Raw genomic sequence first — 16,020 nt, forward strand, 5'->3', positions numbered from 1 at the left:
TTCGTTTTCAAATCAAAATGATTACGATTTGCACTTTATCCCAATTTCATTTTAATGTCAAGCGGTAGAACTATTACTTCTTGCTAAAAAAATAAATCGAAATGATTCCTAAAGTCATTTACAAACGCATAGATTTATTTTAGAATGTAAAACGTAACGATTTCGTTTTATCACATTCTATATAAATTTTAATATTTTAAGGAGTAATTCTATGAGAATATCTACACTTATGTCTACCTCTGTTCTAACTTTAAGCCTCTTGTTAACAGGTTGTGGATCCAAAGAAGTTGTAAAAACCGGAGAAAATAAAGAAAAAAACTCTCTAACAGTCTATACCACCATTTATCCGCTTGAAGATTTCACTAAAAAAATTGGCGGAAGTTACGTCGAAGTACAAAGTATTTATCCTCCCAATGTAGATGCCCATTCCTACGAGCCTTCTACAAAAGACATGATTAACCTGGCAGACTCAGATTTATTTATCTATACTGGTGCAGGGATTGAAGGATTTGCAGAAAAAGCAACGGAAGCATTGAAAAAAGAGGAAGTACAAATTTTAAAAGCCGCAGAAGGAATTAATCTCATAGAATCTAGTCATTCTGATGAACATCATGAGGATGAAAATGAACATTCTGAAGTAGAGGAACACGCAGAATCTGAAGCCCATGAGGAAGAAGGACATGACCATGGTGAGTTAGATCCCCATATATGGTTAGATCCTGTCCTATCCATTGACCTTGCGAATAACATCAAAAACTCTTTGAGTGAGTTAATGCCAGAACACGCAACAGAGTTTGAAACCAATTTTAAACAGCTAAAAAACGATCTGGAAAAACTGGATCAGGAATTTAAAACAACCATTGAGAGTTCAAAAACGAGGAATTTATTAGTTTCTCATGCTGCTTATGGATATTGGGAAAAGCGATATGGCATTGAAACAATTGCAATAACAGGTTTATCACCCACACAAGAACCATCTCAGAAAGAACTGCAGGCAATCATTGAAGAGTCTACAGAACATAACATTCATTATGTGATATTCGAGCAGAATGTTTCACCAAAAATAGCAAAAATCATCCAAGAAGAAATAGGAGCAAAGTCTCTTACTCTCCATAATCTAGAGGCAGTAACAGAAGACAACATTAAACAAAAAGATGATTACTTCAGCATCATGCGTAGGAATTTAGAAACCATCAAGACAGTTTTAAATGACTAACAACAACATGCGACTTATCTATCCCTGCATTGCGGCAGGGATTTCCTTACATAGATGGAGCGATAGGTATATATTTAATTTTTTATTCATACTCTATTAAATGTACCAAAATATTTAATAGAATCAGGAGGTATTTATGTATCGAATTGTTCGTAATAATATCATAGAATTTACGGGTATTATGATCATTGTTTTAGCGTTATTACTGCTTTCTTTAAGTACTAGCTTTAAAATCTCATATGATATACCTCCGTCACTATTAAATCTAAACACGATATTTCTAAGTATTTTAATAGAGGCACTGCCATTTGTTTTAATAGGAGTCCTCATCGCGGGTGTGATCCAAATTTTTGTAACCGAAGAACATATTCAACGCTGGATTCCCAAAAATAAAGTTTTAGCTATTATCATGAGCTGTGTCATCGGTGCCTTATTTCCAGCGTGTGAATGTGGTATTGTTCCAATTGTCCGTCGTCTCGTAGGAAAAGGAGTACCAATTCATGCTGCCATCGGCTTTATGTTGACAGGGCCGTTAATTAATCCGATTGTGATTGCCTCTACTTATATGGCATTTGGGAACGATTTTAAGATTGCGGGATTAAGAATGGGGTTAGGTTTTTTTGTCGCTATAATGGTTGCATTGTTTGTCAGCGTTATTTTTAAGGGAAAACAATTAAAATCTCCTATCCATACAAGTACTTCACAAACACACTCAAAAAAAGAATCTCTTTCAACCAGATTTTGGTCGATGTTAACCCATTCCATTGATGAGTTTTTTGATATGGGTAAATACCTAGTCATGGGAGCTTTTTTAGCTGCATTTGTACAAACCTATCTGCCGGCAAAAGCTCTCTTGGAAGCCGGCAGCGGAACGGTATCCTCTCTATCTGTCATGATGGGATTAGCTTACGTTTTATCACTTTGTTCTGAAGCAGATGCGTTCATCGGTGCTTCCTTCAGCAGTATTTTCCCAACTTCAGCCATTTTAGGGTTCTTAATCTTTGGTCCAATGATGGATTTAAAAAACACCCTAATGATGCTGAGCGTATTCCGATTGAAGTTTGTTATCGGTGTGTTAGCTTTAATCATTTCGGTCATCTTTATTACGATCATGTCGGTGCAAAGCTTTATTTAAAGGGGGGAAAGTCGTGAGTTTTCATTTTCAGCAGGCTGTCAGATCGTTTATTTTATTAGCTTTTTCTGTCCTGCTTTTTAAGCTTCATTTTACTGGCGAAATGACAAAGTTTATTAATCCAAAATATGAGGGCTTAAGCCAGTCTGCTTCTGTATTATTTTTAATATTGTTTATGATCCAAACCACAAGGATATGGACTGTTAAGGAAAACAGCCAGCATCACCACTGTCATCACGATTTTCACGACCATAATTGTAGTCACGATCATGGAGTCTCTCCTTTTAATACAAAAAAATTAATCGCTTATCTTGTTATTGTATTTCCGTTAGTCACCGGGTTCTTACTCCCTGCAAAGGTGCTCGAAGCCTCTATCGCTTATAAAAAAGGTGGTTTGGCTGTATTAACCAATCAGAAGTCAGAGAAGGAAAAAGAAGAAATGCCTGCACCTAACAATAGTCAACAGGAAGACCCTGTTATTAATGGAGATCTTGTTGACCTTTCACGTATCGAAGAATTAGTTTATACAAAAGATGAATATAATCAATTAATACAACATCTTTTACAAAGCTCGACTATTAAGATGAATGATGATATTTTTTCTACTTACTATGACGAAATTCATACGGACATCGAGAAATTTAAAGGGCGAGAAATCGAGTTAAAAGGATTTGTTTATAAAGAAGAAGGTCTTGAACAAGACCAACTTGTGCTATCAAGATTTTTGATTACCCATTGCGTTGCAGATGCCAGCATTATTGGATTCATATCAGAGTTACCGGAAGCCTCATCATTTAAAGAAAATACTTGGATTGAAGTGAAAGGTGTTTTGGATACCACGAACTTTAATGGCACAGAGCTTCCTATCATAAAAATTACCACCTGGAAAAAAATCAATGAACCAAAGGAACCATATCTCTATCCGATAAGTGTGAAAATTCTTTAGAAAAATAGCCTTAGTTCTTTGAACTAAGGCTATTAATATTGACGATACACATAAGGATCCTCTGGTGGACTAATCGTCTCCCATGAAGTCACTTTGAGATAAGGGATGGTTTTCTTAAAGGGCTGATAGTAGATGGTTTCGAGTTTTCCACTTACCGTAAGCCACTCATCATTATTAGGGTTAACATCCTCCGGAAGCTCCACTAACATTCCAAACACGCCCGAATCTGCCACACAGTGAATAATTCCAAATCGAAAAAGAAATTTTTGGTTCGCAGCTAATTCATCTGTGCTATAGGAGAATCCTGTTATTTTAACTTCTTTGCCAATAAATTGTCCAGGATAATTATAGATGGATTCTAAATCGGTTAAATAGTTACTTTCATTAAGTTCAAGCGTATCTTTTTTCAATAGTTTCTTTAACGATTTAGCCATTAAGTCATCGTAGTCATCTTGTCCATAATAAACACTTGTATCAGGTTGTAAAAATTGATGCTGACTAGTTGAATCACTGTCTGCATAAACAGGAAAATAAAAGCCCTTTTTCTCTACAATATTCGAATCTAGCGTTGCGACAGGCAGAAACAGACCTGTAAAAATCGGAATAATAAATACTCCATAGGTTATTGCTTTTTTCCACCAAGTATTTTCTTCATGAGAATGCCCACAATCATCTCTACATTGATCATGATCGTGTGGATCTTCTTTCAAATAAAAATAAATACTAAGTAATGTGAAAATGGCTAGAATATAAATGGCTGAGTAAGATAAATAAGAATATTTCATATTGATATACTTGGAGATATCTCCTGAGGCATGCAAATGGGTAAATAAATACGTTAATCCAATTAATATCAGTGTCCTTAACATATCAGCACCTCCTCCCTATTTAATAAATAACGTGATTATGGCGACCAAGACAGTTATATAGCACATTAAATAAAGAACAAATTTCACTTTAAATGTCCCTAAAAGCATAAGTGTATTCTTAATATCCAGCATTGGTCCAAAAACAAGGAATGCTACTAGCGAGCCCGTTGAGAATGTACTTCTGAATGATGCTGCTACAAAGGCATCCGCCTCTGAGCATAACGAAAGAACATAAGCGAGACCCATCATAACCAGGTTAGAAGATAACGGACCTTGTCCAATGTCCAGCAAGGTAGCTGTTTTTACCGTGGTTTGAATGAATGCCGCAACAAACGCACCAAGGATTAAGAATTTCCCAACTGAAAACAGCTCATCAATTGAATGCTTTAGCATGCCAATAAATTTTCCATTAAATGATTTGCGATGAATATGATCAGCTACATCATTCTTTAACTGAGAATCCTTGAATTGAATGGAAAGTAACCCACCCACAATGAGAGCAACCAGTAAGGCGATCCCTCCACGATACAAGACCATATCCCAATTGTTCCCAAATGCAATATAAGTGGAAAACAACACGATAGGATTTATCACTGGACCAGTAAGCATAAAAGGGATTGCTGCATAAAGCGGAACACCTTTTGCCATTAATCGTCGCGTAATTGGAACAATTCCACACTCACAAGCAGGAAAAATAGCACCTATTAAAGCAGCAGATAAGACAGCTAAAATTTTGTTTTTCGGAATAATCCGAGCCATCATTTCTTCCGTCACAAAAATCTGAATAATCCCTGAAATTAATACCCCTAACAGGATAAAAGGCAAGGCCTCTATTAAAATACTTATAAAGATCGTATTCATTTGCAAAAAAAGTTCGCTCTTCATATCAAGACCTCCCTATGTTTAGTCTTATTAAAAGAATAATATAAAAATATGAAAATCACATTAAAAAGCACCTATAAAATTCTATAGGTGTAATAAAATAAGTTCAACTAAATGTTGATGTAATAAGTGGTATTTATTTGAAATGCTTAATAATATTCATAATTAGGTAGGTTTTTCACAAATATTCAATATCGAACGCATTTACTCTATAAAAACACAAACTCCTTGTTAAACTATCCTGACCGTTAGTGGAACAAGAAAAAAAGGATGCCGCAGCACCCCATCTTCAACTCTTGCACCCTTTAGTTTATGTACATTCTAGTAAAAGCAATGATGAATTTGAAGCTAGTGAATGCCAAGATGCCGAATGCTGAAGGCATGGTTCAGGCTTTTCTGGTCAAGCTCAGAACATCTAAATAGTGCTGATTATACATAATACCTAGGATGTTCCCAAAGGGATCGATAACGGAAGCAGTGATGAACCCCTCACCTCGCTCTGTAGGTGCTTCGTACTCTTTTGCTCCCATAGATAGAAGCTTCTTGAAAGTAGATGTCACATCGTCGACGTGCCAGTACACGACAGCACCAGCCGGACTAGTCACTGAACCATCTGGCGCGTAACGGCTATCAATCAATCCCAGCTCGTGCTGGTAGTCACCGAGGCGAAACTCGGCATATCCTGGACGTTCGAAGTATGGATCAATACCCAATAGCTCGGCGTACCACTTTTTTGCCCCTGCTAGATCAGCTGCCCAAAAACTGACTGTGGAAAGTCCTCGTAATGTCACTATGTCGCTCATAATAATCGATTTCCTCCTTAAAGTTGAGTAAGTAACTATACTCTTTAAATAGGGGTCGATTCCTAGTTGATGTACATATACTTATTGTAAACGATTAATGTAATTAAAACGGTAATCGTTAGAAAAAATTTTTGTAATTATTCTGTGCGTAGAATACGTATATTGTTCCAGTCCTACCAAAATACGCAACAGTTTTTAATCAACTATCCTGCCCAGTTTGTTCAATAAGAAAATTAAAAAGCTGGTGGAGTCACCGAAAAAAGTATGGCAGCATGTTCACTAAAATTATTTTCCCATTTATGCTTCATTAGTGCTGGTATTTTTACACTATCACCATGTTCCAATATGTATTCTTCTTCATCTAAAAACACTTTAATTTTCCCCTCTAATACAAAAGCAACTTCTTCTCCTTTATGCTCCAACTGTTTCTCAGATGAAGCAGTGTTCGGTGGAAAATTCATAATGGCTGTTGCCAGGTTTCCAGTAAAATCAGGTGAAACTAGCTCATAAGATAAGTTTTCAATGATCATTTTCTTTCGATGACTAGACCTAACAACTAAATCAACCGTGTTTGTTTCTTCAATGAAAAAACTAAATGTAGGAACGTCTAGGGATTTCGCTAAAACTTTAAGAGTCTGAATAGAGGGGTTTGCTAAGCCACGCTCGATTTGGCTCAACATTGAAGGCGTTATTTCAGCTAACTTTGCTAATTCTCTATTGCTTAAGTCTTTAGCTTTTCTATATTTTTCAACCATCTTACCAATATCTATATTTTCCATTCCTATGCACTCCTTCATAATTAATTATTTATTATAATTTAACATTTTTAAATAATACTTAACAACTAAAAGCGTCTATGTTAAACTGTGTTAAACTTCATTAAATTATATTTTACTTCGTTTTGATGACTATAATCAATTCAATAAGGAGGACTATCAAAGTGAAAGAGATTGAATTCAGAGATCTACAAACATGGAAAGAACACTATCCTTTACTAATCAAACTCATTTCGATGAAGGAAATTTTGTGGTTAAATCCTAAAATTGAAAAGTTTAAAACAGGAATTAAAAAATCCCCCCTTACTCAAGATGATGTAAAGGATGCAGAGGAAAGGTTGAAACGTTTTGCTCCATATATTGCCAAAGTATTCCCAGATACAAAAAAGATGAATGGGATAATAGAATCTCCTTTAGTGAGAATTCCTTCCATGAAACTATCCTTAGAGCAGGATTATCAACAACCTATATTAGGTGAATTATTGCTTAAGTGCGATAGTCACCTTCCTATATCAGGGTCTATAAAAGCAAGAGGCGGGATTTATGAAGTTCTCAAACATGCAGAAGAATTAGCTCTTCAACATCAATTATTGACGATTCAAGATGACTATTCCATTTTAGATAGTGATAGGTTTCGAACATTCTTCTCCCAATATTCAATCGCAGTAGGCTCGACTGGAAATTTAGGACTTAGTATAGGCATCATGAGTGCAAAGTTAGGTTTTAATGTGACCGTTCATATGTCGGCTGATGCAAAACAATGGAAAAAAGACTTACTTCGAAGCAAAAATGTAAATGTAATCGAATATGAATCCGATTATAGTAAAGCAGTAGAGGAAGGTCGACTCCAAGCAGATGGGGATCCTACATGTTATTTTGTAGATGATGAAAATTCTTATGACCTATTTTTAGGATACGCAGTAGCAGCATCTCGATTAAAAAAACAATTAGAAGAGTTAGAGATAACAATTGATGAAAATCATCCTTTATTTGTTTATCTTCCATGTGGAGTAGGCGGTGGTCCTGGCGGTATAGCTTTTGGTTTGAAGTTATTTTATCAAGACCATGTTCACTGTTTCTTTGCAGAACCTACCCACTCTCCATGTATGTTACTTGGTTTAATGACTGGACTTCATGATAAAATTTCTGTGCAAGATATTGGTATTGATAATGTAACAGACGCTGATGGACTTGCTGTAGGAAGACCATCTGGATTTGTAGGTAAGACTATAGAACCGTTTCTAAGTGGTAATTATACGGTCAGCGATGAACAGTTGTATAAGTTACTAAAGGAACTAGTTGATACAGAGGGGATTCATTTAGAACCTTCAGCACTAGCAGGCATGATAGGACCAATTAAATTATGTAAAGAAGGAACCGATTATTTACTGAAGCATAATCTAACAAAAAAAATGAGTAAAGGTACACACATTATTTGGGGGACTGGTGGAAATATGGTTCCTAAAGAAATGATGAAGCAATATTATCAAAAAGGATTGAATTTAACGTTAGAGAATCAAAGGTATTTCAACACGGGGGTTAGCTGACCCCCGTGTTTTTATTGGAAAAATTTTTTCTTGTTGAACTAACCTCCCCGTTAGCACAATAAGAAAACAGGATCGCCGCAGCCATCCCATCTTTAACATAATCACCCATTAGTTGAAGAACATTTTTAAACTTTTTTACTATGTTTTACTTTAAAAAAGTCCCCACCTTTTTGTTTTTCATCATCGGTTCCCCAGTATATTTTTTTATCGATCTGTTTGAGCATTGGGATATGTTTTGAACAGTGGATATAAGTTTCATCAATTTTGATAATTACCCAACGTTCTGGTCTATTTCCTTCTTTTTCTTTAATGTCATTAATTATCTTCTCTGATAATTTTAATGAAGTCAATTCTCTATTTTCTATTATTGAAGCTTTACCATTGACATGTAACCCTATGTTTTGCTCAAAAAAATCTATAAACATTAATCCAATATGGGGATTTTCAATGATGTTTCCTAAGCTTGCCATAACACCATTCCCCTTGTATTCAGGATAAATTAATGTTTTTTTATCAATTACCCGTACAAAACCTACTGAGCCAGCTTTAAAAGAGGAGTCACAGTTTCCACTAGAATCAGCAGTTGCTATAAATACCATACCTTGTTTTGATATAAACTCCGTCATCTGCTCATTTAAGTAATTAAGCATTTGGTTTTCGTAGAAAGTGGAAGCCTTTTTTGTAGTACCATAACGTTCCTGTAGTAAATGTTCGCCTTTTGACATTGTCTCTCAACCTTTACATTAATTCTCTATTTATTTTAACACATAGATATATTTAAGTTTATTATTCATTTCTTCCATTAACCTGCCCCGTTAGAATTCCTGTAGATAGCTAATTTTCAACTTTGAAAAAAATTAGGTCCCTCAGTAAGATATGAGTATAGACACCACTCTAACTCAAACCTTAAGGAGGAACCCTAATATGAAGTTTAAGATGCAAGACAAACAAAATCAACTAATTGAGAGAATTTCGGATAAACACCTCGTAGTTGGTGTGGATATCGCCTAAGCAGTACACGGAGCTAGAGCTGTAAATTACCGTGGAATTATAGTCGGTGATCCTCTTACTTTTGAAAATAATGAAGAAGGTTTTGCTAGATTACTACTATGGATTAACGAGTTAAAAACCTTAAAAGGATTTACTTCTACTATTATCGGCATGGAACCTACAGGACATTACTGGATTAACCTATCAAAATGGCTATATGATCAAGATATTGAAGCAGTAACTGTTAACCCCCACCTCGTAAAAAAGAATAAGGAAAACCGTGATAATAGCCGATCGAAAAGTGATAAATAGGATGCTCTTGTTATCGCAGATATGGTCAAGAATGGTTACTATTCCTTTATTCGTCCTACTTCAGAGACCTTTGAAAAACTAAGAGTTTTAATGTCTAACCGTGACATGACCCTTAAACGACTAGTCAGTGCTGTCAATCAAATTAACCGTTGGGTCGATATTATCTTCCCAAAACTTCGACAGGTATTCAAAGATGTTAAAGGTAAAGGGGCTATGGCAACTCTTCGCTTATTCCCTACACCACTAGAACTACGTTCAATGAAAGCACCAGATATCGTTGAAGGCTGGAAAACCCAAATGAAGAGACAACCTGGGATAATAAAAGCACGTTTATTAATTGAATTAGCTACGCATTCAGTCGGATCTCGACAAGCACACGATGCTTATAAACTACACCTGGAACAATTAATTGAAGAGTTTGATCTAGCAACTGCACAACTTGAACGGGTTGAACAGGAAGTTACTAATCTCCTTAAACATGTTCCTTTTGCAAAAAGGTTACTTGCCATCAAAGGAATTAGTGAAATTGCCCTTGCAGGCATACTTGGAGAAGCTGGAGATCTCAGTGGTTTTGCGCATGGTAATTCTCTATTGCGTCATACTGGTTTACATCTTGCAGAGGCTAGTTCAGGTAAATGGAAAGGTCAAATTGTCCTCTCCAAACGCGGGAGATCTCGTTTACGGCGCTTCTAGTACTTAGCCACGATGAGTCTCGTCATGAACAATCCTGATTTTAAAGAGCTGCACGCCAACAATGTAAAAGTGAAAAAGATGAAGAAAATGAAATCGATTATGAAATTAATTCATAAACTCGCAAGAGTATTAGTTGGGATGGCCAGAAGGAATGAATCTTATCGTCCTTTCAAAGTAAAGCCATTAACAACTATAGCTGCTTAAAGTTAAATTTGAATCATTTTTAGTATCACACCAGAATAATTGAACTTTAAGGATAATTTATTTCGAATATTGGCTTATTCGTAGGATCTCAAAGAAAGTACGAAGTACCGGATTTGTTGTGCAAAAGGGCTCTGACCCGTTCCGTTAAAATTGTAAATAAATGCTTCATGATAGAATAGAAAAATACTTTAAATTATACTGAGGATTAGGATCATATTCCAGAAGAAAGAAGGACCATTTATGCTGTTTTATGTAATTGCAATCTTCATTATTGTGATGGACCAGCTTTCTAAATACCTAATCCGGGCCTACATTGACATCAATGAGGAATTTACATTGTGGGGAATAGAACTCACACATATTGAAAATAGCGGGATGGCAGGAGGTTTATTTCCTGGCTATGCACGGCTCTTTGGAATTATGGCGGTGTTATTCGTGATAGTTGTTTTATATATTCGCAGAACCGGGGAAATGAAGGGTTTACTTATCGATAGTAGTTTTGGATTCCTTGTGGGAGGAGGAATTGGAAATGGCATTGATCGACTTTTGTTCGGTCAGGTAACAGATTTTATTATTCGTTCCGGTGGAATTCTTAACATGGCCGACCATGCTATCGAGATAGGGGGAATATTGCTTATTATTTACGTAGTTGTTAGTTGGGTGAAAAATAAACTCTAGATCATTCTTTTTCTGCTTACAACACAATTACAATGCTATTACCTAGTAAAATTAATAAGGAGCAAAATTCAATTCAATAAATGCTCCTTATTAATTTTTTTTCACATTCATAACTATCTCATCTGAAGTAGTTTTTATTACAATCTTGCTCATAGCAGTTTTTACACTGCTGGTAGCCATTCTTCACTAATTGTTGTTCCATCTGTTAGCTGTTGGATTTTTAAAATGGTATTCTTATTAAAGGAAGGCTTCTTGTTTAGAGACTCGTACCATATCACTAGAAAAGTATTTCTTAAAATATTTTTCAACCTTTACATGTAAACCTTGTTGATACCACTGTGATAGTCCATGTTCTTCAAATATTTTGGGCATTCCTAATCTCTCAGAACGTTTACCCATCGCCCCATCCCCAATCGATAAAGTATCAATCCAAATATGGTCCACAATCCCGTCCAATCGTTTAGGAAATTCTGGAGTAAAGGGCAAAACGGGCGAGATCGAAGCTTGTGTCATTATTCCAACATCATGAACTTCTTTTAAGGCTTTTAACCGTAATTTAATACCTGGTGCATGTGGAGCAAAAATTTTCTTTATGTCTTCCCTGTCTGTCTCAATCGTTATCGATACTAGGACTTTACATTTTTCCTTAAGTTTGACGATTAAATCAATATCTCTTGTAATAAGCGGTCCTCGTGTTTGGATTTGAAGAAAATCTGGCGGATTATCAATCATTTCTTCCAATATCCTTCGTGTAATGTTTGCTTCACGTTCGATGGGTTGGTACGGGTCTGTTGCAGAGGACATAAAAATGTTCACAGGATTATTTTTCTTCCGTAGTTTTAAGATTTCTTTCCGATAATTTACTGCTGCGTTTGTTTTGATATTGAGCCATTCGCCCCATGGAGTTTCTTTAAATTTTTGGATGGGCATTTCTCTTACATAGCAATAAGTGCAAGAAAACGCGCAGCCACTATATGGATTTAGTGAATGGGTAAACCCAACATCCAAATATCCCTTTGCTTCAGTGAGAATATTCTTTGATAATGTTTCTTTTATATCAATCCACACATCTATTGCTCCTCTCATAAAGTGAGTAACTATCAATACTTCCAGATATATAGGCATTATAGACAAATGTTGTTCCACACATAAATGTGTAACAATTATTGGCTGGTTTATTTTTGGAGCTCTTATTCAATTAACCACCCTATAGTGAAACAAGAAAAGCTGCCAAATTTGACAGCTCATTTCTTACACTCTTGAATAAGCAAAATTCCTCCATTATTAGGTATTTCTATGAGGGGTAATCTGTTTCTCTACTCCTCATATTGCCACCAATTTGCCCCATCATATTTTTAAAGTCATTCCCAGATGGATTCTGGAATAAATGAAGTCCAAATTCCGGTGCTACTGCGAAAAGATGATCAAAGATATCGGATTGTATGGTTTCATATACATCCCAGCGAATATCATTGGTAAATGCATAAATTTCTAGTGGCAATCCAATTTCAGTGGGCGCCAGTTGTCTTACGAGTAATGTCATTTCCTGACTAATTCCTGGGTGATGTTGAAGATATTGGTTAATATACGCTCTGAAGATCCCGATATTGGTAAGCGCACGGCCATTGACTGGATTATTCCGATTAATTTCATTCTTTGCATTGTATTCAGCAATTTCCTGTTCCTTAGAAGTTATGTAATTTGAAAGAAATTGGATTGTTTTAAATTTCTCTATCATTTCTTCGGTGCAAAACGTGATACTGTTGGTGTCAATAAATATAGAACGCTTAATTCGGCGGCCCCCAGAAACTTGCATCCCTCTCCAGTTTTTGAACGAGTCAGAAATAAGAGCATAGCTTGGGATTGTCGTAATCGTTTTATCAAAGTTCTGGACTTTTACCGTATTCAAAGAGATATCAATGATATCTCCATCCGCTTCATATTTAGGCATTTCAATCCAATCACCTACGCGCACCATATCATTGGCCGCTAATTGAATACCAGCAACAAGACCTAAAAGCGAATCTTTAAATACAATTAGAAGAACAGCTGATAATGCACCAATCCCGCTGAGAAGAATAAAAGGACTCTCCCCCATCAAATTAGCGATAATAACGATTGCCCCGAGAATGAATACAATAATTTGAACGACCTGAATATATCCCTTGATTGGCTTAGTCTTAGAGATTTCAAAAGTTAAATAAATGTCATTAAATGCTTTTAAAAAGCTATTAATGACCCTTAACCCGACAACAATGATATAGGTAATGGCTCCCTTTTCTATTAAATGTTGATAGTCAGGAAAAGTAGATGAAAAATAATAAATAATAATTGCCGGAACAATATGGGATAACCTGTGAAAAACTTTCCTTTCTAAAAGGATGTTATCCCAATCGAATTTGTTATTCGTAATGATATGAGTAATGACCCTCAGCACTATTTTCTTCGAAATAAAATTCGAAGCAATACAGAGAATTCCTATAAAAAGAATCATAATAATAGCAGCAAGATAATCAGTAAGGATTGGGTTCAACTCATATTCAAGCAGTCGATTGCGAATAAGCTTCATCATTTTCCTCCCTTGTATTTCATCCTACTTTGTCAGTACGTTAAATTACCATCCAAACACTCATTCTACCTTTATTTTTCCTAAATTGTATTTCATCATACTCCGTTGCAAAATAGAAACATTAAACAATTCTAAAAAGAAATAAGCTACTCAAACTTTGCTTTTTTCAATTTACTTTATTCGGAATTTGATACGTTAAGAAATCTTCACCAAAAAAAAGTCGAATTCCTTATGATTCTAAGGATTCGACTTTTATTAATGAGCTCTCCTAATAGTTATAAATATTTACTATTATCTATTCTGGAGGAATTACTTCCCTTAACCTGCTTTAACGTCGCAACAATTAGAAAGCTAACAATCACTAATAAGAGCCATGAACTTACCTTACCTAGATGAACCAAACTCCATGAATCGCTTTGGTTTGGATATACCCAAGCTCCAAAGAACGTTGCGATATTTTCAGCTATCCATATAAAAAATCCGATGAGCACAAAGGAAATTGCCAGTGGCATCCGGTAACGTGTTCCATTAACCTCGTATGTGACCCATGATTGCCTAAAGGCGATCATGACAAGAGCTGATAAATACCAACGAACATCTATCCAAAAATGGTGAGTGAAAAAATTCAAATATATTGCAGCTGCCAGAGGCACCACCACCAAAAAAGGCGGCCACTTAACCAGTTCTACCTTTAACCTCCTCCACGCCTGGCAAAGAAAACTTGCTACGCTCGCATACATGAATCCGCTATACAAAGGCACTCCAAAGATCTTGAAATATCCTTCCTCTGGATAAGACCAGGAGCCCATGTGTGTCTTGAAAATTTCAAGCGCAAGTCCAATTAGATGGAAAAAGGTGATAACCTTTAGTTCATCACGAGTTTCTAGCCCAGAGCGCACCATCCACCACTGCATTAGAAGGCAGATGATAAACAGCCAATCATACCGTGGCAGGAAAGGCAGTGGCACGATTTGTGTAAAAGCCAAAGAGGCAAAAATAACGACAGGAAACAAACAAGAAAGGGCCTGCTCCCAACCAAAACGAACCAGTTGTTTTAGAGGTCTCACGATTTTTGCCTCCAAAGGGTTATTTCAGGATTTATCTAATCCTGCTTATGGGGTGTCCTCATCACTTCGGTATTCTAGAATATCTCCAGGTTGGCAATCTAAGGCTTTACAAATCGCCTCTAAGGTAGATAATCGAATCGCCTTTGCCTTTCCATTTTTCAATATAGAAAGGTTGGCCATCGTTATTCCCACTCTCTCTGAAAGTTCTGTTACGCTCATTTTCCTTTTAGCCAGCATCACATCAATATTGATTATAATTGCCATTGTTATCACCTCAGACCGTTAAGTCATTTTCAGATTTTATATCAATCGCTTCTTTTAAAAGTCTTTGAAGAACGGCAGCAAAGACGGCGATCACCATTGAAGCAAAGACAGGAACCATCCCGATTATGATGAGTCCAGGAGCATCGTCTAGCTCTGCTACCAAATAAACAAATGGCAAAATCACCAAGTACAAACCACTGATTGTCAATGCACAGATTTTGATATTCTTTAGAGATTTAACAGACAATTCAGAGAAAGCTTGGTTCTTGTCAATATAGCTTAAAAGTTTAAAAGCCTGATACAATGCAGCGAAAAATGGTATTACTGAAACATACATACCAATTACAATGGGATATAGTATATGGGCATAATCTGGATTTACTGGATTTTTAGGTAACCACGTTAGCCCAAATATACCCAAAGCAAGAACTGGAGTTCCAATAAGAAAAACAGCCATTCTTAAAAATAATGTTGACCCTCGTTTCATTAAAAGCACCTCACTAATTTATTTTCTATTTGATATTAACACGCTATTTATTGTTTTACAATAAATTATTATTATTTTTTAATACACAATTATCGTTACACTGATATTCTTTTATTTCTAGGCAAAGAAAAAAGCATTTCTCATTTCAAAGAAATACTCTTTCTTTTTTAACTATTTATTCAATATATTTTAGACTATCGACAATTTTTACCGCATCCCTAATCGGACCTTTATAAAAAAATGATAAACGTTTATCCATCGATAAAAAATAAATCATATACCCATTTTCATAAGCTTTCACCTTAACAGAAGTATGCTTTTTTGCTTTCCCGCCTTGTTCTCTCCAGTAAGTGGGCAAGAAAACGTGAACCTTCGTATTTTGTTTCAGACCGTTTGCTACCGGTCGTAAAAAGTGCACAACCTCCTGTTGTTTCGAAAATGCAAAGAGAAACAAAATACTAATAAGGGATAGCAGTGCTAGCTTCTTCAATAAAAACCCTCTTTCAACACATGTTTTTATTACTATCCGCATTAACAAAACGTACTATTTTGGAAATATTCCCAAATAAAAAGGTGTTTGTCCCT

The 16,020-nt window shown here is 35.8% G+C and carries 16 protein-coding genes and 1 pseudogene; 6 read left to right on the forward strand and 11 right to left on the reverse strand.

Annotated elements, in window-relative coordinates; all coding sequences use genetic code 11:
- Positions 1–211: 211 nt before the first annotated feature.
- The 3 genes from QNH48_RS18330 (at position 212) to QNH48_RS18340 (ending at position 3,294) form a co-directional block, all read left to right on the forward strand.
- A complete protein-coding gene (locus QNH48_RS18330) occupies positions 212–1,216 on the forward strand; it encodes a metal ABC transporter solute-binding protein, Zn/Mn family (RefSeq protein WP_283951466.1) in 1,005 nt (334 codons plus the stop codon).
- A 136-nt stretch (positions 1,217–1,352) separates the two neighbouring features.
- The gene (locus tag QNH48_RS18335) at positions 1,353–2,351 is read left to right on the forward strand and encodes a permease (RefSeq protein WP_283951467.1); all 999 of its coding nucleotides are present in this window, start codon (positions 1,353–1,355) and stop codon (positions 2,349–2,351) included.
- A gap of 13 nt (positions 2,352–2,364) precedes the next feature.
- Positions 2,365–3,294 (forward strand): TIGR03943 family putative permease subunit, encoded by a 930-nt coding sequence (locus QNH48_RS18340; RefSeq protein ID WP_283951468.1) that lies wholly within the window; start codon positions 2,365–2,367, stop codon positions 3,292–3,294.
- 32 nt (positions 3,295–3,326) lie between these two features.
- Here the strand turns inward: QNH48_RS18340 and QNH48_RS18345 are convergent, their stop codons facing one another.
- From QNH48_RS18345 to QNH48_RS18360, 4 genes are all read right to left on the reverse strand, one after another.
- Positions 3,327–4,163: a TIGR03943 family putative permease subunit gene (locus tag QNH48_RS18345; RefSeq protein WP_283951469.1), complete on the reverse strand. Its 837-nt coding sequence runs from the start codon at positions 4,161–4,163 to the stop codon at positions 3,327–3,329.
- A 15-nt stretch (positions 4,164–4,178) separates the two neighbouring features.
- Positions 4,179–5,048 (reverse strand): permease, encoded by an 870-nt coding sequence (locus QNH48_RS18350; RefSeq protein WP_283951470.1) that lies wholly within the window; start codon positions 5,046–5,048, stop codon positions 4,179–4,181.
- Positions 5,049–5,431: 383 nt separating this feature from the next.
- On the reverse strand, positions 5,432–5,848 hold the full coding sequence (locus QNH48_RS18355) for a VOC family protein (protein WP_095251858.1): 417 nt from the start codon (positions 5,846–5,848) through the stop codon (positions 5,432–5,434).
- Between the two features lie 233 nt (positions 5,849–6,081).
- Complete coding sequence (locus tag QNH48_RS18360; protein WP_283951471.1) at positions 6,082–6,627, reverse strand: cupin domain-containing protein; 546 nt, start codon at positions 6,625–6,627, stop codon at positions 6,082–6,084.
- Between the two features lie 161 nt (positions 6,628–6,788).
- Here QNH48_RS18360 and QNH48_RS18365 point away from each other — a divergent pair, with 161 nt between their 5' ends.
- Positions 6,789–8,171, forward strand: coding sequence for a D-serine ammonia-lyase (locus tag QNH48_RS18365; RefSeq protein ID WP_283951472.1), 1,383 nt, complete (start codon positions 6,789–6,791; stop codon positions 8,169–8,171).
- 125 nt (positions 8,172–8,296) lie between these two features.
- Here the strand turns inward: QNH48_RS18365 and QNH48_RS18370 are convergent, their stop codons facing one another.
- Complete coding sequence (locus tag QNH48_RS18370) at positions 8,297–8,896, reverse strand: pyridoxamine 5'-phosphate oxidase family protein (protein ID WP_283951473.1); 600 nt, start codon at positions 8,894–8,896, stop codon at positions 8,297–8,299.
- Between the two features lie 199 nt (positions 8,897–9,095).
- On the opposite strand from QNH48_RS18370, the pseudogene QNH48_RS18375 reads away from it, so the two are divergent.
- Together QNH48_RS18375 and lspA are read left to right on the forward strand one after the other, a co-directional pair.
- Positions 9,096–10,370: pseudogene (locus QNH48_RS18375) on the forward strand (IS110 family RNA-guided transposase).
- Between the two features lie 240 nt (positions 10,371–10,610).
- A complete protein-coding gene (gene lspA, locus QNH48_RS18380; RefSeq protein ID WP_133367733.1) occupies positions 10,611–11,048 on the forward strand; it encodes a signal peptidase II in 438 nt (145 codons plus the stop codon).
- Positions 11,049–11,285: 237 nt separating this feature from the next.
- Here the strand turns inward: lspA and QNH48_RS18385 are convergent, their stop codons facing one another.
- From QNH48_RS18385 to QNH48_RS18410, 6 genes are all read right to left on the reverse strand, one after another.
- On the reverse strand, positions 11,286–12,134 hold the full coding sequence (locus QNH48_RS18385) for an SPL family radical SAM protein (protein ID WP_283951474.1): 849 nt from the start codon (positions 12,132–12,134) through the stop codon (positions 11,286–11,288).
- 208 nt (positions 12,135–12,342) lie between these two features.
- Positions 12,343–13,617, reverse strand: a complete 1,275-nt coding sequence (locus QNH48_RS18390) for a mechanosensitive ion channel family protein (protein WP_283955814.1) — start codon at positions 13,615–13,617, stop codon at positions 12,343–12,345.
- A gap of 275 nt (positions 13,618–13,892) precedes the next feature.
- Entirely contained in the window at positions 13,893–14,684 is a 792-nt protein-coding gene (locus tag QNH48_RS18395; RefSeq protein ID WP_283951475.1) for a DUF817 domain-containing protein, read from the reverse strand.
- Positions 14,685–14,729: 45 nt separating this feature from the next.
- Positions 14,730–14,948, reverse strand: a complete 219-nt coding sequence (locus QNH48_RS18400; protein ID WP_133367729.1) for a helix-turn-helix domain-containing protein — start codon at positions 14,946–14,948, stop codon at positions 14,730–14,732.
- A gap of 10 nt (positions 14,949–14,958) precedes the next feature.
- Positions 14,959–15,435 (reverse strand): DUF2975 domain-containing protein, encoded by a 477-nt coding sequence (locus QNH48_RS18405; protein ID WP_283951476.1) that lies wholly within the window; start codon positions 15,433–15,435, stop codon positions 14,959–14,961.
- Between the two features lie 175 nt (positions 15,436–15,610).
- Positions 15,611–15,925, reverse strand: a complete 315-nt coding sequence (locus QNH48_RS18410) for a hypothetical protein (protein ID WP_283951477.1) — start codon at positions 15,923–15,925, stop codon at positions 15,611–15,613.
- Positions 15,926–16,020: the final 95 nt, after the last annotated feature.

The sequence above is a fragment of the Neobacillus sp. YX16 genome (assembly GCF_030123505.1).
Lineage (GTDB): Bacteria > Bacillota > Bacilli > Bacillales > Cytobacillaceae > Neobacillus.